Raw genomic sequence first — 23,045 nt, 5'->3', positions numbered from 1 at the left:
CCCGTGCCCACCTACGCGTACGCGTGCACCGCCTGCGACCACGCCTTCGACATCCACCAGTCGTTCTCGGACGACGCGCTCACGGTGTGCCCCCAGTGCGCCGGCCGGCTGCGCAAGGTGTTCTCCTCCGTCGGCGTGACCTTCAAGGGGTCGGGCTTCTACCGCACGGACTCCCGCGCGTCGTCGAACGGCTCGAAGACCCGGAGCAGCAAGGGGTCGAGCTCCTCGGAGTCCTCGTCGTCCGGCTCCGGCTCGTCGGACTCGACGAGCTCTGCCGGGTCGTCGTCGTCCGGTTCCTCATCGAGCTCTGCCGCGTCGTCGTCCTCCGGGTCCTCATCCTCGGGCTCGTCCAGCACGTCGAGCGCTCCGGCCGCGGCGAGCTGACACCCCGGTCGTCGCCGTCCACAGGTCGACCCCGCCGCCGGGGCGTCCACAGGCCCGGGTCACCGACCGACGTCGGGCATCGGTGCGGACCTAGCGTCTGCGGTATGCCCTCCGCTCCCTCGCCCGTCCTGCCCGACGCCGGTGCGCGCCCCCCGCGGTCCGGTCGGCTCCGGCGTCGCTCGAGCGCCCTGCTGTGGCGCCTGCGGTTCGTCGTCGCCGCCGTCGCGTGCGGGCTCGCGGCCGCGGTCGTGGTGGGCGAGCTCCGGCCGGCACCTCCACCGACCGAGCCCGTGGTCGTGACGGCTCGCGCGGTCGACGCCGGGACCGTCCTGCGGGTCGACGACCTCGACGTCGTGCACCTGCCGGTCGGCCTCGCTCCGGACGGCGTGCTGAGCACGCAGGACGCCGCCTCGGGGCGCACCGCGTCGCTGGCCCTGGCGCGCGGGCTGCCCCTCACCCCGGAGCTCGTGGCGGCCGGGGAGGTCACGGCGTCCGCCCCGGCCGGCACGGTGGTCGCACCCGTGCGCCTGAGCGACTCCGCCGTGGCCGCGCTGCTGGTCCCGGGGGACCGTGTCGACCTGCTCGTCGGCGCCGACGGCAGCGGTCACAGCAGTGGGCACGACACCGGCGACGACCCGCCCACCCCGTACCTCGCGCGGGGCGCGATCGTGCTGCCCGGCACCCCGCCGCCGACCGCCGCGGGCGGGCTCCTCGGCGGGTCCGGGGACGCCGCCGCCGGGGTGACCCTGGTGGCGGTCACGCCGCAGGAGGCCGTGCAGATCGCGACCGTCTCCGGCTGGGGCACCGTCGCTGCGGTGCTCGTCCCGTGAGCGAGGTCGTCGTCCTGGACGCGTCCGGCGTGCACCGCCGGACGTCCTGCGCGCCGGCCGGGGGTCGTGGAAGGATCGCTCCCGCACACACGTGGCGCGGTCGCCACGCGGCCCCCACGTGAAAGGACCTCAGATGAAGAACGTGCTCGGCGGTTTCAAGGAGTTCGTGCTCCGCGGCAACGTGGTCGACCTCGCGGTCGGCATCGTCATCGGCGCGGCGTTCAGCGCGGTCGTCGCCGCACTGGTCGACGGGCTCTTCACGCCGTTGATCGCCGCGATCTTCGGCGCGACCGATCTCACCAAGGTTGGCGTGTTCACGATCAACGAGGCCGTCTTCAGCGTCGGGCTCTTCCTCGACGCGCTCCTCAAGTTCCTCATCGTCGCCGCCGCGATCTACTTCGTCATCGTCATGCCGATGAACGCCCTCGCCTCGCGCCGCAAGTCGGGCGAGGAGGAGGAGCCCGCGGCCCCGGCCGAGGACGTGCTCGTCCTGCAGGAGATCCGCGACCTGCTCGCCGCCCAGAACGCCGCCCGCGGCGGCCCCGCCGCCCCGCCTGCACCGCCGGCCGGTCCGGCGGACCGACCGACCCTCTGACCCACGGTCAGGACCGGCACGGGCCGGGCCGACCAGCACACCGGCTGCGCCAGGGCGCTCACCAGTGCGGTGGGACGTCCCGGCGCAGCCGTTCGTCGTTGGCGCCGGACCCGTCGACGGGCCCGCTCTCGCCCCACGTCCCGCGCTCGTCGCCGCTGGCGCCGTCGACGGCCGACGTCTCGGTGCCGCGCCGCACCACCCGGCGCGGGCGACGCGGGATCTCGCGCCGCCCGGACCCGGCCGCACGCCCGGGCTCGGACGGGTCGGCAGGGTCGGGGGCGTCGTCGGGCAGGTCGGTCATGGCACCAGTGTCTCGCGGACGGGATCAGACGACGCCGACGGGGCCCTCTCCCCCGGGGACCTCGTCGTCCGCCGCGTGCACCGCGTCGTCGTCGAGCACGGGCACGACCACGCTCTTCGGGGTGATCCCGCCGGTCTCGGGCAGCCGGGCGTCCCGCACGGCGTGCACCACCCGGCGGATGCGCTCGGCCTCCTTGCCCGGGTCGAGGAACACAGCCGCCGACCAGACCTGGGAGACGACCCATCCGGCCCGCTGCAGCCGCTCGGCCAGCTGGCGGTCGCGCACACGCACGCTCGGCTCGGCGGTGTAGGCGGCGTCGTCCGTGAGGACGGCGACGAGCAGCTCGCCCGGGAGGTCCGGGTGCCCGACGACGAGCGGGATCCGGTCCCCGTCGCCCGTACCGTAGTCGGTCTCGACGGCCAGTCCGGCGCGCCAGAGCCGCTCCGCGAGGTCGATCACCAGACGGTCCGGGTTGCCCCCGACGTCGACGCCGTTCCCGAGGGCGACCTGGTCGGCCACGCCGTCCCGCCGGGCCGCGAGGTCGAGCACGTCGGCAAGGAGCTTGGCGCCCGGTCCGCGCAGGCGGTCGGGGTCGAGGTCCTCGGCGGTGAAGCACGTGACGACGTGCAGACGCCGGCGGGTCGAGGAGACGGTGTCGAGGAGCATCGCCTCGCTGCCCGGCAGGTTGAGCACGCCGAAGCGGTGCAGGACGCGGCCGTGCGGCGTCTTGCCGAACCCGACAGAGAGCACGATGGTGTCGCGCGTGAGCCCGGCGACGCCGGTCAGCTCCGAGACGACCACGGGCTCGGCCCGGGACGCGGAGAAGAAGCCCGCGAGGGCGGGGTTCTGCCGCACCTCCACGAGCAGCGCCTCGCGGACGCGGTCGGCGTGCAGGGCGGAGACCGTGACGATCCCCAGCGACTCCTCGGGCCGGGTCAGCGCGTGCTCGATCGCGATCTCCACGACGCGGTCGACCTCGGCCTGGGTGCTCTCCACCGCGCCCGACGTCGCGTCGGGCATCCCCGTACCGGGCACGAGGTCGAGGTGCACGAGCGCCTCGGCGCGCGGCTGCGGGGTGGGGCGCAGGACGCCCGCGTAGCCGTGCTGGACGAGGAAGTCGGTGAGCCCGGCGTCCCGGCGGGTGCCGTCGACCTCCAGGGCGACCCGCGGCAGGACGCGGGCGAGCTCGGGCACGGCCGTGCTCGACGCGACCCGCGGGTCCGCGACGACGACGACCTGGCGGCCGCGCGCGACCGCGGACAGGACGAGCTCGACCGGCACGTGCTCGACGGCGTCGAGCACCACGACGTCGACCGTGCGCGGGGTGTCGAACAGGTGCGGTACGAGCGTGGGCGTCGCGATGACGCACGGCCGCAGCCGCCGCAGCAGAGGGCCGAACCGCTCGGCCACGTCGCGCAGGCTCGTCAGGCGGCCCTCGAGCAGCTCGGTGAACAGGGCCTCGGCCTCGACGCGGTGCTCGCGCATCGCCGTCCCGAGGTGCTCCCGGACGGCAGCCCGCACGGGAGCCGCGAGCGACGCGATGTGCTGCCGGTCGAGCTCGCGGAACCGGCCGGCGAGCGCTTCGAGCCCCGCACCGTCCTGCGTCGCCAGGGCGGGCGCCTGCGCGAGGATCTGCTCGAACACCGAGCTCCACCAGGCGAGGTCCAGCTCGGCGGCGACGATGTCGCCCTCGACGCGTCGCGCCGTGAGGTCGGCCAGCAGGTCCCCGAGCCCGGCCTCGCGCAGCCGGCGCAGCAGCGCGGTGCGCTCCGGGAGGTTCTCGAGGGACTCGTCGTCCTCGGCGAGCGCCGTCAGCCGCGCCGTGAGGTCGGCGAGCGGGGTGTCGAGCAGCGCGGTGCCCCCGAGCGTCGGCGCGAGCACCGGCTCGAGGTCCTCCAGGTCGATGCGCACGGCCTCGTAGGTGTCCTCGATCGCGGCGAGGCCCGAGGGCAGCGTCGGCCAGCCGCCGCGCGGGCACTGGGCCTGCCAGACGGCGCGCTGCGCCTGGACCTCCTGCAGGGCGCTGTGCATGTCCTCGACACGCACGCCCGGACGGACCATGTCCTTGGCCTGCTTGCGCAGCCGGCGGCGCAGGAACCATCCCATCTCGATCCGGTGCTCGGTGCGCCACTGGCGCGTGCCCGTGGCGTTGACCATGTCCTGGGCGGTGCGCTCGAAGATCAGCGGCTGGAACACGTCGAGCGTGCCGCGCATCCCGGCGAGCATCCGGAGCTGGTCGCCCCACTGGCGCACGGTCGTGGCGGGCACGAGCCCCGTGGTGGCGGCGACCTGCGTGACCTGCTCCCGCAGACCGGGGAGCGTCTGGTGCACGACCCGCTCGATGCGCACCAGCGTGTCCGCGGCCTCCGCGCCCGACGTGAGGTTCGCGCCGTACCAGGGGGTCGACGTCGCGCGGAGCGTGAAGGCGCCGAGAGCGGCGGCGCGGACCAGGTCCTGCGCGAGCTCACCACGGCGCAGGGGGCCGATGTCCAGCACGACGTCGGGCGCGAGCCGGACGGTCGTGGACGGCGCCGGCCGCTCCGAGGTGAGGCGCGCGAGCGCCTGCAGGGCGTCGTAGGCGGAGACCTTCCAGGGGTCGCGCACGAGGTGCAGCGCACCGATGTACCCCGAGAGCTGGGCACGCGCACCGAGCAGCGCGTCACGGACCCGCGCGACGGCGTCGTCGTCGATGTGCTCGGGCTCCGCCGCCATCGCGCTGAGCAGGCGGTGGGAGACGGCCGTGCGCCACGTCGGCTCGGGCGCGACGTCGAGCAGCAGGCCACCGAGCCCGAGCGCGTCGAGCCGGGCGGTGAGCGCGTCGGCCGCGCGCCGGTGCCCCGGCACGTAGAGGACGTTGCGTCCGCTCGCCGCGGCCTCGGCGACGACCGCGGCCAGGGTGCCCGCGACGTCGGACCCTGCGGGCGCGTCGACGAACAGGTGGCTGCCGGTGGCGAGGGCGTCGACGACGTGGCGCTGGGACGCGCCGAGGTCGCCGACACCGCGCTCGAGGGCCGGGTCGGCGTCTCCGACGGGCGGGGCGGGCAGCTCGCGCGCGAGCGAGCGCGCGGCCTTGTCGGAGCCGGCGACCGCGGCGACGACCTCGTGCCGGTCCAGGCCGGCCGAGATCTCGTCGAGGTCGTCGACGAGCACCTGCCCGGGGTGGACGAACGTCCCGACGAGCAGGCGGTGGTCGAGCGCGAAGTCCCCGAGCACCGCACGCCCGAGCGCGGTGACCCGCTGGAGCGCGTCGGACGGGTCGAAGCCCGACCCGGTGAAGGTCGACCGGGCGAGCGCCACGGGATCGAGCAGGGCGCCGTGCCCCCGGAGGGTGCGCGCGAGGGTGGGGTTGATCTCCGCGGTCGGCTCGAGCGTCAGCTCGTAGTCCGTCTCGCCGTCGCCGCGCGGGGTGATCGTCAGGGGCCGCAGGAGCACCGGCGCCCGGGCGGTGCGCGGGGCGTGCACGTCCGGCTCGGTCGTGCCGTCCGGGCGGTCGGACCCCGTCCCCTGCCCGTCGGCACTCTCCGGGTCGTGCGCGTCGGTCGGCCCGTGCGGGGCCGCCGTGAGCTGGGGAGCCTGCTCGGGGACGTCCCGGTGGTGACCGGTCGCCCGGGCCAGCGCGGCGACGTCGTCCTCCGGGAGGCGTGACGCGCCCTCCTCGCTCCACGTCGCGACCCCGATCGCGAGGTACGTCGGCGAGACGCCGTAGCGCTGGGCGTGCTCCTGGGCGCGGACGACCACCGCACGTGCACGACGGCGCGCGGCGGGCAGGGAGCCGCCCTCGCGGAAGAGGTTGGACAGCCGGGTCGGTCGGCCCGCGAAGAGCTGGGCGATGCCGGACGGGTGCGCGGCGGTGAGGTCGACGACAGCCTCCCCCAGCAGCCCGACGTCCGCGAGCGACGATCCGCCCGCCAGCTCGACGAGACCCTGGCGCCAGCGTTCGACGGCGTGATCGACGAGCTCGGCGTCGGTCGGAGCGGCGACGAGGACCGGGCGGCGCGGTGGCGCCTGGGGGCGGCCGGTCGCGTCGTCCGGCACCTCGGACGAGGGGTCGAGCGCGTGCTCGGTCGGGTGGTCGTCGCGCAGCCGATCAGGATCGGCCACGCTCCGGGCGGCAGATGCGTCACGTGCGGCGGCGGTCACCCTCAGAACGCTAGACGCCGTGGCGCCCGGGGAGGGCATCGGCACGCCGACGGACACCGATTCACACGAGGATCCGGGACCGGGCGACGGGCACCGGGCGGCCGATCAGCGCCGGTCGACGGCATCGCGCCTGAGGGGAAAGAATGCTCTGGACAACAATCCAGGTGGGGAATTCGGGAGACGTCACCGAAGAAGAGTAAAGACGGCGCACACCGCGCAGGGGGCAGGCGATGTGCGCCGTCGGTGATTAGTCTGCACCGGCCCGCACCCGCTCGTCAAACGTCCAGGAGCGGTCCAGCGGGTGAAACTGGACGAGTGTCCATATGACCTGTCCAACGAGCGCATTCCTGAGCGCCCGCTGGGAATACGGACGAAAATGCGTGCGCCCTCGCCCCGTCAGGGCGAGGGCATGGTGCTGACGGACGCACGAGGGCGATCCGGCGACAGGACGGTGCGCCTGGCCAGATTCGAACTGGCGACACCCGCTTTAGGAGAGCGGTGCTCTATCCCCTGAGCTACAGGCGCGATGGGACGGGCGACAGCCTAGCGCCCGGGCGGGGGCCGGCGCGAAGGCGCCGGCCCCCGGCGGTCACGAGCGGTCGGCGGTGTCCTCGCCCAGGACGGCGCTGAGGAACTGCTGCGTGCGCTCCTCGCGGGGCGCCGTGAAGATCACCTCGGGCTCCGCCTCCTCGATGATCCGACCGTGGTCGAACATCAGGACGCGGTTGGACACGTCGCGGGCGAACTGCATCTCGTGCGTGACGATGAGCATCGTGATGTCGGTGGTCTCGGCGACCTCCCGCAGCACACCGAGCACGTCGGCGACGATCTCGGGGTCGAGCGCGCTCGTCACCTCGTCGAGCAGCAGGATCTCCGGGTCCATCGCCAGCGCCCGGGCGATCGCCACCCGCTGCTGCTGGCCGCCCGAGAGCTGGGTGCAGCGGGCGTCGCGCTTGTCCGCGAGACCGACCTGCTCCAGGAGCTCCTCGGCGCGGACGACCGCCTGCGCCGTCGAGAGGCCGAGCACGTGCACGGGCGCCTCGATGATGTTCTCCAGCACGCTCATGTTGGGGAACAGGTTGAACTGCTGGAACACCATCCCGACGCGCCGCCGCACCTGACGCCGGCGCTTCTCCGGGACGGCCACGCGCTTGCCCCCGCGCATCTCGTGGGTGTACGGCTCGCCGTCGATGAGGATGAGCCCGCCGTTCGACTCCTCGAGCGTCATGAGCAGGCGCAGGATCGTCGTCTTGCCCGACCCCGACGGGCCGATGAGGGTGACGCGGTCACCCTTGGCCACCGTGAAGTCCAGGCCGTCGAGCACGGTGTTGTCCCCGAAGCGCTTGACGACGCCCCGGAACTCGATGGCCGGGGTCGTGTCCCGGTCGGTCACGGCGTCCTCCGTCGTGGGCAGGGGTGCGGTGGTGCTGGTCGACTCAGGCAAGGCGGGTCTCCAATCGGCGCACGAGGACCGACGTCGGGTAGCTCGCCGCGAGGAAGAGGATCCCGACCATCGTGATGGCCTCGGTGTAGGCGTAGTTGCTGCTGCCGTACTGCTGTGCGGCGGTGAACATCTCGACGACACCGATCGCGAAGAGGAACGGCGTCTCCTTGAACATGGAGATGGCGTAGTTGCCCAGACCCGGCAGCGTCTTGCGGATCGCCTGCGGCAGGACGACGGCGCGCCACGTGCGGGCTCGCGGCAGGTTCAGCGCCGTGGCCGCCTCCCACTGCCCGCGGGGCACCGCGTCGATCCCCGCGCGGTACACCTCGGACATGTACGTCGCGTAGTGCACGCCGAGCACGAGGAACCCGATGGTCAGGGACGACAGCCCGGGGACGAGGAGGTAGACGAACACGAGCTGGACGACGAGCGGCGTCGAGCGGATGAACTCCACGAGGAAGCCGACCGGGAGCGTGACCCAGCGGGACGGCGCGCGTCGCACGAGCGCGACGAGCAGGCCGAGGACGGACGCGATGGCCATCCCGACGACGGTCGCCAGCACCGTGATCCGGAACCCTTCGAGCAGCAGCGGCAGGACGTCGGCCGCACGCTGCCAGCTCCAGATGTCGTTCATGCGGCACCTGCCTTCGCGGTCGCGGGCACGGGCGCGATGCGCAGCACCTCGCGCAGGGTCGGTCCGGCGCCCAGCCGGTTCTTCGCCCGGACCTCGAGCGCGTTCATGACGAGCGTGAGGAGGTACGCGATCGCGAAGTACACCAGCAGGCCGAAGGTGAAGGAGAAGAACGTGTCCTGCGTGCTGCGCCGCAGCTGCTCCGTGAAGTAGTTGAGGTCGTGCAGCAGGATGTACGTCGCGAGCGCCGACCCCTTGAGCAGCTGGATGAGCAGGTTGGTGAACATGGGGATCATGAGGGCCCATGCCTGCGGGAAGATCACCCGCCGCAGGCGGTGGACGTGACCGAGGTTCAGCGCCGTCGACGCCTCCCACTGCCCGGCGGGCACCGAGTTGATCGACCCGCGCACGACCTCGGCACCGTAGGCGCCGTAGTTGAGGCCGAGGGCGAGGACGCCGCAGGCGAGGGACTCGAGCCGGAACCCGAAGACCGGCAGCACGTAGAAGAGCCAGAACATCTGGACGATGAGCGACGTGCCGCGGAAGAACTCGACGACCACGCGCGACGGGACGCGCACCGCCCCGCGGTGCGAGCGCGAGCCGAAGCCGAGCAGCAGCGCGAGGACGAACGCCAGCGCCGCGCCGCCGAGGGTCAGCTGAAGGGTGACGAGCACCGCGTCGCCGAGCCTCGGCAGCGCGTCGCCGAGCGTCTGGAGATTGTCGGACACCGAGGACCTCAGCCGTCGAGGCCGAGCTCCGGTGCGAGCTCGGTGGCCAGGTCGTCGAGGTTGCCCTCGCACAGGCCCTCGGTCGTCAGGCCGTCGACGGGACGCTCGGCCGCGGTGAAGCCGAACTCACCGACGATCTCCAGGTAGCGGTCCTCGTCGGCGACGATCTCGGCGAGCTTCTCGTTGTAGGCCTCGAGGAGCTCGGTGTCGTTCGTCCGGAACACCGTGCCGCCGGCACCGATCTGCGGAACGCCGTCGATCTCGGCGACGAAGGACTCCGTCACCTCGATCGGCGCGTCGGTGCCCTCGGCGAGCGTGTTGAGCGAGATCCCCGTGAGCGCGAAGGCGTCCGCACGGCCGGCGACGACGGCGTCGAGGCCGTCCTGCGGGGTGCCCACCTCGAGGTTCTCGATGCCGAGGTCGCTCGCATAGGAGCCCTCGATCGCGCCGCTCATCGTCGCGAGCGTGACGCCCGCGGCCTCGGCGGACTGCATGTCGGTCAGACCGTCCGGGTTGCCCTCGGGGACGAGGAACGCCGTGGTGTACATGAACTCGGGCTCGCTGAAGGCGGCCTGCGAGCAGCGGTCGGGCAGGATCGACATGCCCGCGCTGATGGCGTCGAAGCGGTCTGCCGTCAGACCCGGGATGAGCGAGCCGAAGTCCGTGTTGACGCCCTCGACGGTCTCGATGCCGAGCTCTCCGAAGATCTCGCGGTGCAGGGCGACGGTCGCGCCCGTGAGCTCGCCACTGTCCTCGTAGCTGTACGGGGCCTCGCCGGCGAACCCGACGGTGACGGTGCCCGACTCCTGGAGCTGCTCGAGCGCGCTCGCACCGTCACCTCCCCCGCCGGTCTCGCCCTCGGTGCTGGTGCACGCCGCGACGGTCGTCAGGGCGAGGACGGCACCGGCGGCGAGGAGCGCGCGGCCACGAGGCGTGGAGGTGATGGAGGAGGACATGGTTCCCTTCGGACACCCGGACCCGCGGTTCGGCGCACGGCGCCGTCGAGGGGCCCGGATCATCGTGGATCTCGGTTCGTTCGGGGGACGGCTGGCTACGTTAGCGACTGTCGGACGTCCAGACAATCCGAGTGTCTGATCGTCTGATTGTCTACAATCTCGACGACGGGTTCTCCCGCTGGTGGCCGCCGCGGTCACCGGCGCACGGCTCCCGTGTCGTCCCGTCCGTCGGTGCCGCGACCGACGGACCGCGGGATCGTGCGGGATCTGGGGGGCCTCCCGGCCCCGCGCGGCAACCCGGGGACGGGCGCCGGGCGCGACGGACCCACCCGGCCGCCCGCGCGTCGTGCGGCCGCCCCCGGCCGGTGGAGCAGGGATGATAGGACGCAGATCGTGACCGAATCGAAAGGAGAGTCGATGCCCTCGACCTCTCGGGCGCCGCTCGGTGCGCCCCCTCTGATGTCGCCGGTGACCCGGCCCTCGACGGTGGACCTCATCACCGTCGAGCTGCGGAACGCGATCTACTCCGGTGCGCTGCGGGTGGGTTCACCGATCCGCGAGATCGAGATCGCCGGACAGCTCGGCGTCAGCCGGGGTCCGCTGCGCGAGGCCGCCCAGCGGCTCGTCCAGGAAGGGCTGCTGGCCTCGACCCCGGGGCGTGGCCTGAGCGTCGTGCGCATCGGCCCGGAGAAGGTGCCGGCGCTGTACGCCGCGCGCCTGGCCGTCGAGACGCACGCGGCGCGGCTGCTCGTCCGCCACGGCACCGACGCCGCGATCGCGACCGTCCGGGCGGCGTACGACGCGCTCGTCGAGGCCGGCCGCACGCAGGACGCGCGACGGATCGGGGACGCCGACCTCACCCTGCACTGGACGCTGGTGTCCGCGAGCGGCAATCCCTACCTGCGCCGCTACATGTCGTCCCTCATCGTCGAGGTGCGCATCGCCAGCTACACCGTGAGCGACGAGTACGTCGTGCGCAAGGACTCCCCCGAGACCCACGCGACGCTCGTCGACCTCCTCGAGGCGCGGGACGAGGACGGCCTCGTCGCGGCGCTGACGAGCCACCTCGACGCCGCGGTCGCCCGGCTCCTCTCCCCCCGGCCGGGTGTCGAGACCCTCGAGGAACCCCAGCCCGCCGGCACGACCCGGCTCGAGCCCATCGAGACCGTCTGACCCGCCCGGCCCGTGCGGCGTCGTCGCGGCGTCAGGCGGCGCTCGTGATCCACCAGAGCAGCGCGCCGACGACGACCGTCCAGGCGGGGACGAGCAGGACACCGAGCAGCCCGACGCGCCGGGACTCGTGCCGCCGCCGCTCGGCGGACTCCTCGTCCTGGAGCGGCCAGAGCACGGGGTCCTGGCTCTCGGCCCGCCGACCCTTCGACAGCTCGACGGCCACCCCGACCGCGAGCAGGACGAGCCCGAGGCAGCCAGCGGCCGCGGCGGGGACCGAGAAGAGCCCGGCCTGCAGGAGCAGCAGCGGCACGACGATCGCGGTGATGCCGCCGCCGATCGCCAGCGCGGCCAGGACGGGGCGGCGCACGACCGCGCGCAGGACGGGCTCGGGCCACCGGGCCAGCGCGACGTTGACGGCGACGAGGACGACGACCGCGAGCACGTGCCCGAGCGTGATGGTCACGGCGTCGCCCGCGGCGAGGGCGGGCACGGTCCACAGCACGAGGAACATGCCCGCGAGCTGGACGAGCGTCGGCAGCACGGCGCGGACGGTCGCGGCGGAGCTCTGCGCCGGGCTGTGCGGCAGGCCGAGGCTCCGGGCGTAGCCGACCGGGTCGCCGAATGCCTCGTCGGCGCTCTGCCCGCTCTCCGCGCAGTGGGACTCGACCTCCCGGATCGCCTCGCCGACGTGCGTGCCGGACACTCCTTGGATGCGCAGCTCCAGCAGCACCGCCTCGGTCCAGGCCGGGTCCACGTGCGGGGCGAGCTCGCGCTCCAGTGCGTACCGGCGCTCGCTCCGCCGGCGGGTCGTGCTGCTCATACGAGCTCCTCCTCGGTCTGCGACGGGCGCGTCGCGCCGTCCGCGATGATCGTCCGCGTCATGGTGGTGAACTGCTCCCAGAGGGCGGCCGACCGCGCCAGCTCGACCTCGCCGGCCGCGGTCAGCGCGTAGTACTTGCGCCCCGGACCGCCGTCCCCGGCGCGCCACTCGGTGACGACCCAGCCCGCCTCCTCCAGGCGCTTGAGCAGCGGGTAGAGCGTGCCGCCCTTGAGCGGTCCGAGGCCGCGGTCCGCGAGCGCCGCGGCGATCGCGTAGCCGTAGGTGGTGCCGTCGGCGAGCACACGCAGCACGCAGACGGACAGCACACCGCGCAGCCACTCCGGGGGCCAGTTGTCGTCGTCCACCACTAGAACCTATCGCTGACTAGATAGCGCGTCAACCTAGCGGGACGCGCGGATGCCGTGCGCCCCGGAGGCCGGCCGGGTCAGTCCCGGTGGTGGGTGACGACCCGGTACCGCAGCCCGGTGGACGACGTCGCCCACTCCCCCGCGTCCGCGCTCCACCCGTCCGGCACGTGCGGTGCGAACGTGTCACCCTCGACCACCGCGTCGATCTCGGTCACGACGCACCGGTCCGCCAGTGCGAGCGTCGCGGCGTAGACCTGCGCCCCGCCGACGACCCAGACCTCGCCGTGCGCGGCGGACTCCTCGGCGCGGGCGAGCGCCACGTCGACCGACCCGGCCACGACGACGGGTACGGCGCTCTGCGTCGGTGCGGGGCCGGCGTCGGGCACCCATCCGGCCTGGCGGGTGACGACGACGTTCGTCCGGCCGGGCAGCGGCCGGAACCTCGGCGGGAGCGAGTCCCAGGTGCGCCGGCCCATGACGACGGGGTGGCCCGACGTGAGGCGGCGGAAGTGCGCGAGGTCCTCGGGCAGGTGCCACGGCATGGTCCCGCCCGCCCCGATGACGGGCCGCCCGGCACCGTCGCGCGCCTGCGCCCAGACGACCCCGATCACGCCACCCACCCCCGACCCGCTGTGGGCGGGATCATGGCGACAATCGAGCCCCTGATACCCGCCACCGTCCCGCCCACACGTGTACCGGGGGTGGTCATACGGCGATCGGGGCCTTGATCGTCGGGTGGTGCTGGTAGTCGACGACCTCGATGTCCTCGTACTCGTACTCGTCGATCGAGCCGCGCTGTGCGAGGCGCAGCGTCGGGTACGGGTAGGGCGCGCGGGTGAGCTGCTCGCGCACCTGCTCGACGTGGTTGTCGTAGATGTGGACGTCGCCGCCCGTCCAGACGAAGTCGCCCACCTCGAGCCCGGTCTGCGCCGCGACCATGTGGACGAGCAGCGCGTACGAGGCGATGTTGAACGGCACGCCGAGGAACAGGTCCGCCGAGCGCTGGTAGAGCTGGCACGACAGCTTGCCGTCGGCGACGTAGAACTGGAAGAACGCGTGGCACGGCGGCAGGGCCATGTTCTCCAGCTCGGCGACGTTCCACGCCGAGACGATGTGCCGGCGCGAGTCCGGGTTCGACCGGATCTGCTCGATGACCTGCGCGACCTGGTCGACGTGCCGCCCGTCCGGCGTCGGCCACGACCGCCACTGCACCCCGTAGACCGGGCCGAGCCCGCCGTCGGCGTCCGCCCACTCGTCCCAGATGCTCACGCCGCGCTCCTGCAGCCAGCGCACGTTCGCGTCGCCGCGCAGGAACCACAGCAGCTCGTACGCGATCGACCTCAGGTGCACGCGCTTGGTCGTGACGAGCGGGAACCCCTGCGACAGGTCGAAGCGGATCTGGCGGCCGAACACGCTGCGGGTGCCCGTCCCCGTCCGGTCGCCCTTCGGTCTCCCGTTCTCCAGGACGTCGCGCAGGAGGTCCTCGTACGGGGTCGGGATGTCGGACGGTGAGTCGGTGGCCACGGTCGCCAGTCTAGGCACGATCACCCTCCCGAAGGGGTCGCGGTGGGCGGCCCGGTGGTGGGATGGTCGAGGGACCGGGGCGGCCGTCCCCGGGTCGCCGCGGACGGCGGCGGCACGCACGGCGAGGAGCTGACGATGCCTGCACGAGCCACCATGCCTCCGGGAGCACCGATCTGGAACGACCTCGGGACGTCCGACGTCCCACGGAGCGTCGCGTTCTACGGCGAGCTCTTCGGCTGGGAGTTCCGGGACTTCGGCGAGGAGTTCGGCCACTACGGTGTACTGACCCACCGCGGCGCGGCTGTCGCGGGCCTCGGTCCGCTGATGGCCGAAGGCCAGCCGGTCGTGTGGTCGGTCTACCTGTACGCGCCCGACGTCGCGGACACCCTCGCGCGGGCGCGCGCGGCCGGGGCGGAGGTCATGGTGGACGCCATGGCGATCCCGGGGCAGGGTGTCATGGCGATGGTCGGCGACCCGTCGGGTGCGGCGGTCGGGCTGTGGGAGCCGGCGGGCATGGCGGGGTTCGAGGTCGCCGACGAGCCGGGCACCCCCGTGTGGCACGAGCTGCTCACGCGCGACATCGACGCGGCGCTGCCGTTCTACGAGGGCGTCATGGGCTGGACCACGCGCGTCGAGAGCGACGCCCCGGGGTTCCGGTACCTGGTGCAGGAGTCGGGCGGCCAGGAGCTCGCGGGCCTCATGGACGCGTCGACGGTGCTGCCCGAGGGCATCCCGTCGTACTGGGGCGTCTACTTCGGCGTCGAGGACGCGGACGCCGCCGCCGAGCGGGTCGTCGCGCTCGGCGGCTCGGTCCTGCAGGGCCCTCTCGACAGTGCGCACGGCCGCGTCGCGGTCGTCGCCGACCCGCTGGGGGCCACCTTCTCGGTCATCACGCCCGTCGCCCGGACCTGAGGTCCACAGACCTGGACCACGGTGCCACGGGTGGCCGCGGGTGGGAAGATCGTGTCCATGACCCAGACCACGCCCTCCACCGACACGTCCGCCAGCCAGCCCGACGACGAGGCGATCGCCCCGTCGTCGCCGGCACCGACCGACGCGCTGTGGGTCGAGCGCACGGGGATCCGCACGTACACCGGCCACTCCGCGCGCGGCGCGAGCGTGTCGATCGGTCCGGCGAGCGCCGGCGCCGTCTTCACGCCGGGAGAGCTGCTGAAGATCGCCCTCGCGGCGTGCGCGGGCATGAGCAGCGACCGCACGTTCGCACGACGGCTCGGCGACGACTACGCGGTGACGATCCGCGTCGAGGGCGTCAAGGACCTCGAGGAGGACCGCTACCCCGTCATCACGGAGCACTTCGACATCGACCTGTCGCCGCTCGACGACGAGGCGCGCGAGCGGTTGCTCACGGTCGCGGAGCGCGCGATCGACAAGACGTGCACCGTCGGGCGAACGATCAAGAACGGTGCCACAGTGGAGACCCTCTTCCAGCCGGAGGGCTCGGGACGCGAGGTCTAGCCCCAGGGACGAGCCGGCGAGAGCACCCGATCGAGCGGAGGCGAGGCACGTGAGCGCAGCGAAGAAGTCGAGGGACGTCGCCCGCCGGGACCCGGCCGTCCCGGCGACGACAGACCCGACGGACGCACCGTCCCGGACGGACTGGACGTCCTACCGGGCGACACCGCTGCTCGACGCCGCCCTGGACAAGGCCGTGACCATCCCGTCGACGGCGATCCGCGCGCACGTGGACTCCCTGCGCCGGCGCAACCCTGAAACGAGCCCGGCCGGGATCGTGCACCTCCTCGAGCGGGAGTACCTGCTGGTCGTGGCCGCGGCCGGTGGCGCGGTGGGCACGGCGGCCGCGTTCCCTGCGGTCGGGACCGGGGTCGGTATCGCGCTCACGTCGGGTGACGTCGCGACGTTCTTCGCCTCGTCGGCGGCGTTCTCGCTCGCGGTCGCGGACGTCCACGGGATCGCGGTGGACGACGTGGAAAGACGCCGGGCGCTGCTCCTCGCCTCGGTCCTCGGCGAGAAGGGCGCGCGCGACGTCGAGCGGGCCGTGGGCGGGTCCTCGTTCGCCTGGGGCAAGGTCATGCTGACGAGCATGCCGTCCGGCACGATCGTCAAGGTCAACAAGGCGCTGGCGAACCGCTTCCTGCGTACGCAGCTCGCGAAGCAGGGTGGGCTCGCGCTCGGCCGGCTCGTGCCGTTCGGGGTGGGCGCGATCGTCGGGGTCGCCGGTGCGCGGGCGCTGGGTCACGGTGTGATCGGGCAGTCGCGGCGGGCCTTCGGCCCTCCGCCGTCGGCGTTCGGTCGCCTCCTCGAGGTCGTGGAGTCCGCCGACCCGCAGGCACGTCCCACGCTCGTACCGCTGCCCGACGAGGACCGGGGCGACGCGGTCCGGGTTGTGACGGACCAGCCCGACGACGCGCCCCGGGACGACGCACGGCGCCGTCGGCGCCGCCTCCTGCCGTTCGGACGCCGGTGAGCGGCTCGTCGGCGGCCGCGGACGAGCGGCGGCGCGTCGAGGTCTCCCGCACGTTCCCCGTGGACGCCTCGGTGGCCTTCGCCTGGGTCGCGGACACGGCGACGCACCCCCGCTGGATCCCGCTGACCCGGGCCGAGCACGAGGGTGCGCACGAGGGTGGGCTGCCCGCCGTCGGGCAGGAGTTCACGATGGTGTCGGGGCCGTTCGCGCTCCGGGGAGCGCCCGGTTTCCCGGACCGGATGCGGGTCGAGGAGTGCACCCCGCCGCAGGGGGTGCGGCCCGGAACGACCCGCGTGCGCAAGCTCGGGCCCGCGCTGCTCGGCGACGCGGGCTTCGAGGTGTGGCCGCTCGACGCCGGCCGCAGCCGGGTCGTGTGGTGGGAGGACGTGCACATGGCAGGACCGGTGCCGCGAACGGTCACCGGCCCCGTGGTCGACGCGCTGCTGCGTCAGATGATGCGGGCGTCGCTCGGGCGCCTGGGGCGGCTGATCCGCCACGGCGCGACGCCCTAGCCCTGCGAGGCCCCGGGCTCCGCGCCCGGCCCGTCAGCGGACCCGTCGCCGGGTCCGTCGACCGGTCCGTCGACCGGTCCGTCGACCGGTCCGTCGACCGGTCCGTCGAGCGGACCTGCGAGGACCAGGTAGAGCTCGCGGCGGGTGCGCTCGAGGACGTCGAGCGCCGCGCGCGCCTGGGCGTCGCTGCCGGTCCGGGCGACCTGCACGGCCGCCGCGGCCACGGCCTCGACCTTCCCGCGCAGCTCGCGCTGCGGACGGGACCCGCCGGCGACGTCGCGCCACGGGTCGCCGAGCTCGGCGGCGTGCTCGGTCACGTAGGTGCGACCCTCCTCGGTGAGGCTGGCGAGCTTGCGCCCACCCTCGGCGTCGAGCCGCACGAGCCCCTCGTCCTCGAGCAGGGCGAGCGCGGGGTACACGGCGCCGGGGCTCGGTCGCCAGGTCCCCTCGCTGCGGTTCTCGATCTCCTGGATGAGCTGGTAGCCGTGCATGGGCTCGTCCACCAGCAGGAGCAGGACGGCGGCGCGGACGTCGCCGCGGCCGGCGCGCCCGCCACGACGGCGACCCCGCGGTCCGTGGCGGCCCTCGCCGGGGCCACGGTGCCCGCGGCCACCAGGACCGTCGGGACCACCGTGCCCGCCATGGTGGGACCTGCCCTCACGGAAGGAGCCGGTGTCGTCGAGGTCCGGGAAGTCACCGCGACGGCGGCGAGGACGGCCCTGGTCGCCGGAGGCGACCGGTCGGGCGAACGGGTGCTGCTGGTGCGTGTGGTGGCGCTTCATGGGGTTCTCCTGGGATGCGGAAGAGGGTGGACCGGCGGGGAGTGATCACCTCGTCGATGCAGTAACGATATATCGCTAGTGTATCGACGTCAACCCTTCGTGAGTGCCGTGTCGACCGCCCCGAGACCGGCGTGGCGGCCGTACCCTGGCCAGAAGGGCGGTCCACACCCCGGGACCGCACCGCGACCGAGGAGACGCCGATGCTCGAAGGCTCCGCCCGGCACTACCTGATGTGCCGGCCCACGTACTTCACCGTCAGCTACGAGATCAACCCGTGGATGGACCGCTCCCGCCCGGTCGACACCGCGCTCGCGGTCTCCCAGTGGGAACGGCTGCGCGACACCTACCTCGAGCTCGGGCACACGGTCGAGACCATCGAGCCGGAGCCTGGCCTGCCCGACATGGTGTACGCCGCCAACGGTGCCACCGTGGTCGACGGGCTCGTCTACTCGGCGCTGTTCCGCCACGCCGAGCGCGCGGCCGAGGGCCCCGCCTACCTCAAGTGGTTCGCCGACCACGGGTACGTCACGCACCAGGCCGACCACGTCAACGAGGGCGAGGGTGACCTCCTCGTCGCAGGCGACGTCGTCCTCGCCGGGACCGGCTTCCGCACCGAGCGCACCGCGCACACCGAGGCCTCGACGCTCTGGGGCCGCGAGGTCGTCAGCCTCGAGCTCGTGGACCCCCGCTTCTACCACCTCGACACCGCGCTCGTGGTGCTGCGCGGCAACGACGGCAGGACCTTCCTGCCCGACGCCGCGACCGGCATCGGCGTCGACGTCGCCTACTACCCGCCGGCCTTCTCCCCCGAGTCCCGCGAGGTCCTCGCCGAGCGCTTTCCCGACGCGCACCTCGCGCACGAGGAGGACGCCGTCGTCCTCGGTCTCAACGCCGTGAGCGACGGCGTGCACGTCGTCATGAACCCGCGCGCCACCCACCTCGCGGACGCGCTGAGCGAGCGCGGCTACGCACCGGTCGGCGTCGACACCTCCGAGCTGCTGCTCGGCGGCGGCGGCGCCAAGTGCTGCACCCTCGAGATCCGTGGCACCACGAGCCGTCAGGCCGTCGCATGACCGCGCAGGAGGTCCGCGCGGCAGGCGCCTACGGGCAGGAGCCCGACCCCGACGTGCTCGCGCACAACTACCACCCGCTGCCGGTGACCATCGAGTCCGCCGAGGGTGCCTGGGTCACCGACACCGCCGGCCGCCGCTACCTCGACCTGCTGGCCGGGTACTCCGCCCTGAACTTCGGGCACCGGCACCCGCAGCTCGTCGACGCCGCCGTCCGGCAGCTCGGTCGGGTCACCCTCACGTCGCGCGCGTTCGACCACGACCTGCTGCTGCCCTTCGCGCAGCGGCTGTCCGCGCTCGTCGGCCCGCTCACCGCCGGCGGCGCGGACGGCACCATGGTGCTGCCCATGAACACCGGTGCCGAGGCGGTCGAGACCGCCATCAAGGTCGCCCGTAAGTGGGGCTACGACGTCAAGGGAGTCGAGCCCGGCGCCGCGACGATCGTCGTCGGCTCCGGCAACTTCCACGGGCGCACCACGACCATCGTGTCCTTCTCCGACGACGACGACGCGCGCCGCGGGTTCGACCCGTACACCCCGGGCTTCCGGACGGTCCCCTACGGCGACGCCGCGGCGCTCCGTGACGCGATCGACGACACGACCGTCGCCGTGCTCCTCGAGCCGGTGCAGGGTGAGTCGGGCGTCGTCGTCCCGGCAGACGACTACTGGCCCGCGGTCCGCGCGATCACCGCGGAGCACGACATCCTGCTGATCGCCGACGAGATCCAGTCAGGTCTCGGCCGCACGGGCACGACGCTCGCCAGCGAGCTGTGGGGCGTACGACCTGACCTTGTCACCCTCGGCAAGGCGCTCGGTGGTGGTGTGCTCCCGGTCTCCGCCGTCGTGGGGCGCCGGGACGTGCTCGGTGTGCTCACGCCCGGGACGCACGGGAGCACGTTCGGCGGCAACCCGCTCGCCTGCGCCGTCGCGCTCGCGGTGATCGACCTGCTGGCCACGGACGCACCGCAGGCCGCGGCCCGCGAGCTCGGGAAGGTCCTGCACGCACGGCTCGCCGCGCTGGTCGACGCCGGGCTCCTGGTCCGGACGCGCGGCGTCGGGCTCTGGGCCGGGCTCGACCTCGACCCCGCCCGCGGGACGGGACGTGACCTGTGCGAGGCCCTCCTCGCCCGGGGTGTGCTCGCCAAGGACACGCACGGCTCGACGATCCGCCTCGCTCCGCCCCTGACGATCTCGCGCGCCGACCTCGACCATGGGCTCGACGCCCTCACCGCCGCCCTCGAGGAGCTCGCGCCCCCCGCGGCATGACGAATATCCCTGGTGCTCGTGGGTGGCTCGGCGCAGGATGGACGGGTGGGCGACACCCGCGGCGATGAGTTCGACCGCCAGCGGCAGTCCTCACCACAGCGGGGCACCGGCACGGGTCTGCCCCGCCCATCGACACCAGGAGACGACATGGCGACGCAGCAGGAGCTGGCGATCGAGGCGAGGGGCCTCGTCAAGCACTTCACCAGCGGCAAGACCACGACGAAGGCGGTGGACGGCATCGACCTCGCCGTCCCCGAGGGGACGGTGTACGGAGTTCTCGGGCCCAACGGTGCCGGCAAGACGACGGCGGTACGGATGCTCGCGACCCTCCTGCGGCCCGACGCGGGCACCGCGCGGGTGCTCGGCCACGACGTGCTCACCGACGCGGACGCGGTGCGCTCCGTCGTCGGGCTCACCGGGCAGTATGCGTCCGTCGACGAGGACCTCACGGGCACCGAGAACCTCGTGATGCTGGCCCGGCTGTACGGGTTCACCGGCTCCCGCGCGAAGGGCCGGGCCGGGCAGCTCCTCGACGCGTTCGGGCTCGCCGACGCGGGCTCGCGCCAGGTCAAGACCTACTCCGGCGGCATGCGGCGTCGGATCGACCTCGCGGCCAGCCTGGTCATGAGCCCCAAGGTTCTGTTCCTCGACGAGCCGACCACGGGCCTCGACCCGCGCAGCCGCAACCAGGTGTGGGACATCGTGCGGGTGCTCGTGGCCGACGGCGCGACGGTGCTGCTCACGACGCAGTACCTCGAGGAGGCAGACCAGCTCGCGGACCGCATCGCGGTGATCGACCACGGCAAGGTCATCGCCGAGGGCACCGCGACGGAGCTCAAGCGGTCGGTCGGCGAGGGGGCGGTGCACCTGCGGGTCGCGGACTCCGCCGACCGTGCCCGGGCCGCCGAGCTCGTCGAGCAGGTCCTCGGCACCGAGGTCACGCTCGCCCCCGACCCCTACGCCCTCGCGGCGCGCGTCCCCGACGACGGTGCCGTCGACGTCGGGCGGCTGTTGCCGACGCTCGCCGACGCCGGCATCACGGTCCCCGAGTTCTCCCTCGGTCAGCCCAGCCTCGACGAGGTCTTCCTCGCGCTCACGGGCCAGCCGACCGACGACATCACCGAGGAGGTGGCGTGATGGCCACGCAAACCACGACCGAGCTCGACACGACCCCCGAGGCGTCCAAGCTCCGCGCGGCGATCGCCCTCGACGACAGGCCGTCCCGGCCGTCACCGGTCTCGGCGACGCTGACGTTCACATGGCGTGCGCTGCTGAAGATCAAGCACGTGCCCGAGCAGCTCTTCGACGTCACCCTGACGCCGATCATCTTCACGCTGATGTTCACGTACCTGTTCGGCGGGGCGCTCGCGGGCGACGTGACGACGTACCTGCAGTACCTGCTGCCGGGGATCCTCGTGCAGACCGTCCTGTTCACGACGGTCTACACGGGGTACACGCTCAACACGGACATCACCAAGGGTGTGTTCGACCGGTTCCGCTCGCTGCCGATCTGGCGACCGGCCCCGATCGTCGGCGCCCTCATCGGTGACACCGTGCGCTACACGATCGCCTCGGTCATCACCCTCGCCCTCGGGCTCGCGCTCGGGTTCCGGCCCGACGGCGGTGTAGTGGGGGTGGTGCTCGGCGTGCTGCTCCTGCTGGTGTTCGCCTTCGCGCTCAGCTGGATCTTCACGATCCTCGGGCTGCTGCTGCGCACACCGAATGCCGTCATGGGCACGTCGATGCTGGTGCTGATGCCGTTGACGTTCGCGTCCAACATCTTCGTCGACCCCTCGACGATGCCCGCGCTCCTGCAGCGCTGGGTGGACATCAACCCCGTCAGCCACCTCGCGACGGCAGTGCGCGGCTTGATGGGCGGGACGACGTCGTTCGACCAGATCGGCTGGGTCCTCATCGCCGCGGTCGGGCTCACCATCGTCTTCGCGCCCATCACGATGCGCCTGTACCGCAACCGCAGCTGAGCGACCTCTGCCTGGTGCGGTGACCGCAGGCGGCGGCGGGTCTCAGACCGCCTCCGCCTGCGGCTCGGTCTCCTCGCAGCGCTTCGTCACGACCATCACGGGGCACTCGGAGTGGTGCAGCACGGCCTGGCTGGTCGAGCCGAGCAGCAGGCCGCGGAACCCTCCCCGGCCGCGCGAGCCGACGACGAGCAGATCGGTGGCGGTCGAGAACTCGGTGAGCAGCTCGGCACCCGTGCCGTCGAGCACGATGCGCCGGATCCGCAGGCCCGGGTTGTCCGCCTCGTGGCGGTCGATGATGACGTTGAGCCCTTCCGTGACGTCTGCGAGGACCTGCTCGTGGTCGATCGACGCCGGCAGCCACGCGAGCAGCCCGGCGCCGGCTCCGACCGGGACACCGGCCACGGCCACGAGCTCGGCGCCCCATGCGATCGCCTGCCGGATCGCCTTGCGCAGCGCGATCTCCGCCGCCGGAGAGCCGTCGACGCCGACCACGATGCGCTGCACGGGCCGGATGGCGGGGAGCTCGATCTCCTCGCTCTGCTCGTCGTGCCCGCGCTGGCGCAGCGGCACCACGACCGTCGGACAGTGCGAGTGGGCGGGCAACGCCGACGAGACGGTCCCCAGGAGTCGCTCCGCGAAGCCGCCGCGGCCACGGGTACCGACAACGACCAGGCCGTACTCCTTGGACATCTCGACGAGGACCCCGGCGGCGTCACCCGTGGTGACCGTCGCGGTGGTCCGCACGCCGGCGGCCTCCGCACGGCCGCGGGCCTCCTCCAGGACGGCGCGTGCGCCCTCCTGGATGGCGGTGTCGTCCAGGGCCGCGTAGCCGCCGTCGAGCGAGGCGGCGGTGAAAGAGGGCAGGGAGTACGTACAGACCACGTGCAGGGGCCAGCCGACCTGCTTCGCGTACGCGGCAGCCCAGTCCAGGGCGTGCAGGCTGGGCGCTGATCCGTCGACTCCGACGAGCACGGCATCCGCGTGAGTCATCGTTCTCCCTCTTCCCGATGGCAGCTGCACCATCATGGGACAAACCTATCGAAGGAAAGGGCAAAGACCCACGCGCGGCACGGCCGGCCGGCGTGACGATCCGT

24 protein-coding genes, 1 tRNA gene and 1 pseudogene are annotated in these 23,045 nt (G+C 73.2%); 12 read left to right on the top strand and 14 right to left on the bottom strand.

The genetic code is table 11. The features are described from left to right. Positions 1 to 3: 3 nt before the first annotated feature. Positions 4 to 96: pseudogene (locus OHL10_RS18655) on the top strand (FmdB family zinc ribbon protein); the annotation flags it as partial. A 62-nt stretch (positions 97 to 158) separates the two neighbouring features. Here the strand turns inward: OHL10_RS18655 and OHL10_RS18650 are convergent. Continuing rightward, positions 159 to 356: a hypothetical protein gene (locus OHL10_RS18650; RefSeq protein WP_322645559.1), complete on the bottom strand. Its 198-nt coding sequence runs from the start codon at positions 354 to 356 to the stop codon at positions 159 to 161. Between the two features lie 132 nt (positions 357 to 488). Between OHL10_RS18650 and OHL10_RS12870 the strand changes: the two genes are divergently transcribed. After that, a complete protein-coding gene (locus OHL10_RS12870; RefSeq protein WP_265522615.1) occupies positions 489 to 1,214 on the top strand; it encodes an SAF domain-containing protein in 726 nt (241 codons plus the stop codon). A gap of 133 nt (positions 1,215 to 1,347) precedes the next feature. Beyond that, complete coding sequence (gene mscL, locus OHL10_RS12865; RefSeq protein ID WP_265522614.1) at positions 1,348 to 1,809, top strand: large conductance mechanosensitive channel protein MscL; 462 nt, start codon at positions 1,348 to 1,350, stop codon at positions 1,807 to 1,809. A 58-nt stretch (positions 1,810 to 1,867) separates the two neighbouring features. Here the strand turns inward: mscL and OHL10_RS12860 are convergent, their stop codons facing one another. From OHL10_RS12860 to OHL10_RS12830, 7 genes are all read right to left on the bottom strand, one after another. After that, positions 1,868 to 2,110, bottom strand: a complete 243-nt coding sequence (locus OHL10_RS12860; protein ID WP_265522613.1) for a hypothetical protein — start codon at positions 2,108 to 2,110, stop codon at positions 1,868 to 1,870. Between the two features lie 24 nt (positions 2,111 to 2,134). Then, positions 2,135 to 6,250: a hypothetical protein gene (locus tag OHL10_RS12855; RefSeq protein ID WP_265522612.1), complete on the bottom strand. Its 4,116-nt coding sequence runs from the start codon at positions 6,248 to 6,250 to the stop codon at positions 2,135 to 2,137. 452 nt (positions 6,251 to 6,702) lie between these two features. Then, positions 6,703 to 6,775, bottom strand: a tRNA-Arg gene (locus tag OHL10_RS12850). Between the two features lie 64 nt (positions 6,776 to 6,839). Beyond that, positions 6,840 to 7,643 (bottom strand): ectoine/hydroxyectoine ABC transporter ATP-binding protein EhuA, encoded by an 804-nt coding sequence (gene ehuA, locus OHL10_RS12845; RefSeq protein ID WP_265522677.1) that lies wholly within the window; start codon positions 7,641 to 7,643, stop codon positions 6,840 to 6,842. 43 nt (positions 7,644 to 7,686) lie between these two features. Beyond that, positions 7,687 to 8,328 (bottom strand): ectoine/hydroxyectoine ABC transporter permease subunit EhuD, encoded by a 642-nt coding sequence (ehuD, locus tag OHL10_RS12840; RefSeq protein WP_265522611.1) that lies wholly within the window; start codon positions 8,326 to 8,328, stop codon positions 7,687 to 7,689. Then, positions 8,325 to 9,053, bottom strand: coding sequence for an ectoine/hydroxyectoine ABC transporter permease subunit EhuC (gene ehuC, locus OHL10_RS12835; RefSeq protein ID WP_265522610.1), 729 nt, complete (start codon positions 9,051 to 9,053; stop codon positions 8,325 to 8,327). The genes ehuD and ehuC overlap by 4 nt, the downstream gene beginning before the upstream one ends. A gap of 8 nt (positions 9,054 to 9,061) precedes the next feature. Beyond that, a complete protein-coding gene (locus tag OHL10_RS12830; RefSeq protein WP_265522609.1) occupies positions 9,062 to 10,009 on the bottom strand; it encodes a transporter substrate-binding domain-containing protein in 948 nt (315 codons plus the stop codon). Positions 10,010 to 10,426: 417 nt separating this feature from the next. Between OHL10_RS12830 and OHL10_RS12825 the strand changes: the two genes are divergently transcribed. Continuing rightward, positions 10,427 to 11,182 (top strand): GntR family transcriptional regulator, encoded by a 756-nt coding sequence (locus OHL10_RS12825; protein ID WP_265522608.1) that lies wholly within the window; start codon positions 10,427 to 10,429, stop codon positions 11,180 to 11,182. A 31-nt stretch (positions 11,183 to 11,213) separates the two neighbouring features. Here OHL10_RS12825 and OHL10_RS12820 read toward each other — a convergent pair whose 3' ends face one another. The 4 genes from OHL10_RS12820 to OHL10_RS12805 form a co-directional block, all read right to left on the bottom strand. Beyond that, positions 11,214 to 12,002, bottom strand: coding sequence for a hypothetical protein (locus tag OHL10_RS12820; RefSeq protein WP_265522607.1), 789 nt, complete (start codon positions 12,000 to 12,002; stop codon positions 11,214 to 11,216). Beyond that, the gene (locus tag OHL10_RS12815) at positions 11,999 to 12,367 is read right to left on the bottom strand and encodes a PadR family transcriptional regulator (protein WP_265522606.1); all 369 of its coding nucleotides are present in this window, start codon (positions 12,365 to 12,367) and stop codon (positions 11,999 to 12,001) included. The genes OHL10_RS12820 and OHL10_RS12815 overlap by 4 nt, the downstream gene beginning before the upstream one ends. A gap of 80 nt (positions 12,368 to 12,447) precedes the next feature. Beyond that, positions 12,448 to 12,981 (bottom strand): dihydrofolate reductase, encoded by a 534-nt coding sequence (locus tag OHL10_RS12810; protein WP_265522605.1) that lies wholly within the window; start codon positions 12,979 to 12,981, stop codon positions 12,448 to 12,450. A 94-nt stretch (positions 12,982 to 13,075) separates the two neighbouring features. Next, positions 13,076 to 13,894: a thymidylate synthase gene (locus OHL10_RS12805; protein WP_265522604.1), complete on the bottom strand. Its 819-nt coding sequence runs from the start codon at positions 13,892 to 13,894 to the stop codon at positions 13,076 to 13,078. A 135-nt stretch (positions 13,895 to 14,029) separates the two neighbouring features. On the opposite strand from OHL10_RS12805, the gene OHL10_RS12800 reads away from it, so the two are divergent. The 4 genes from OHL10_RS12800 to OHL10_RS12785 are packed head-to-tail and all read left to right on the top strand — an operon-like array spanning position 14,030 to position 16,852. Then, positions 14,030 to 14,806, top strand: coding sequence for a VOC family protein (locus tag OHL10_RS12800; RefSeq protein WP_265522603.1), 777 nt, complete (start codon positions 14,030 to 14,032; stop codon positions 14,804 to 14,806). Between the two features lie 57 nt (positions 14,807 to 14,863). Further along, on the top strand, positions 14,864 to 15,370 hold the full coding sequence (locus tag OHL10_RS12795; RefSeq protein ID WP_265522602.1) for an OsmC family protein: 507 nt from the start codon (positions 14,864 to 14,866) through the stop codon (positions 15,368 to 15,370). Between the two features lie 49 nt (positions 15,371 to 15,419). Beyond that, on the top strand, positions 15,420 to 16,340 hold the full coding sequence (locus OHL10_RS12790; protein WP_265522601.1) for a hypothetical protein: 921 nt from the start codon (positions 15,420 to 15,422) through the stop codon (positions 16,338 to 16,340). Next, positions 16,337 to 16,852: an SRPBCC family protein gene (locus OHL10_RS12785; RefSeq protein WP_265522600.1), complete on the top strand. Its 516-nt coding sequence runs from the start codon at positions 16,337 to 16,339 to the stop codon at positions 16,850 to 16,852. The genes OHL10_RS12790 and OHL10_RS12785 overlap by 4 nt, the downstream gene beginning before the upstream one ends. On the opposite strand, the gene OHL10_RS12780 is transcribed toward OHL10_RS12785, so the two are convergent. After that, positions 16,849 to 17,634 (bottom strand): PadR family transcriptional regulator, encoded by a 786-nt coding sequence (locus OHL10_RS12780; RefSeq protein ID WP_265522599.1) that lies wholly within the window; start codon positions 17,632 to 17,634, stop codon positions 16,849 to 16,851. The two genes, OHL10_RS12785 and OHL10_RS12780, sit on opposite strands and share 4 nt — an antisense overlap. 200 nt (positions 17,635 to 17,834) lie before the next feature. Between OHL10_RS12780 and ddaH the strand changes: the two genes are divergently transcribed. The 4 genes from ddaH to OHL10_RS12760 all read left to right on the top strand — a co-directional run bounded on the left by ddaH (position 17,835) and on the right by OHL10_RS12760 (position 21,951). Next, entirely contained in the window at positions 17,835 to 18,707 is an 873-nt protein-coding gene (ddaH, locus tag OHL10_RS12775) for a dimethylargininase (protein WP_265522598.1), read from the top strand. Further along, positions 18,704 to 19,969, top strand: a complete 1,266-nt coding sequence (rocD, locus tag OHL10_RS12770) for an ornithine--oxo-acid transaminase (RefSeq protein ID WP_265522597.1) — start codon at positions 18,704 to 18,706, stop codon at positions 19,967 to 19,969. The genes ddaH and rocD overlap by 4 nt, the downstream gene beginning before the upstream one ends. 147 nt (positions 19,970 to 20,116) lie before the next feature. Further along, positions 20,117 to 21,106, top strand: a complete 990-nt coding sequence (locus OHL10_RS12765) for an ATP-binding cassette domain-containing protein (protein WP_265522596.1) — start codon at positions 20,117 to 20,119, stop codon at positions 21,104 to 21,106. Then, complete coding sequence (locus tag OHL10_RS12760) at positions 21,106 to 21,951, top strand: ABC transporter permease (RefSeq protein WP_265522595.1); 846 nt, start codon at positions 21,106 to 21,108, stop codon at positions 21,949 to 21,951. Before OHL10_RS12765 ends, OHL10_RS12760 begins: the two co-directional genes overlap by 1 nt. A gap of 42 nt (positions 21,952 to 21,993) precedes the next feature. On the opposite strand, the gene OHL10_RS12755 is transcribed toward OHL10_RS12760, so the two are convergent. Next, complete coding sequence (locus tag OHL10_RS12755) at positions 21,994 to 22,941, bottom strand: universal stress protein (RefSeq protein WP_265522594.1); 948 nt, start codon at positions 22,939 to 22,941, stop codon at positions 21,994 to 21,996. Positions 22,942 to 23,045 lie beyond the last annotated feature (104 nt).

The organism is Oerskovia flava (assembly GCF_026163685.1).
GTDB classification, from domain to species: Bacteria; Actinomycetota; Actinomycetes; order Actinomycetales; family Cellulomonadaceae; genus Oerskovia_A; species Oerskovia_A flava.
This window is presented reverse-complemented; position numbering and strand designations above follow the sequence as displayed.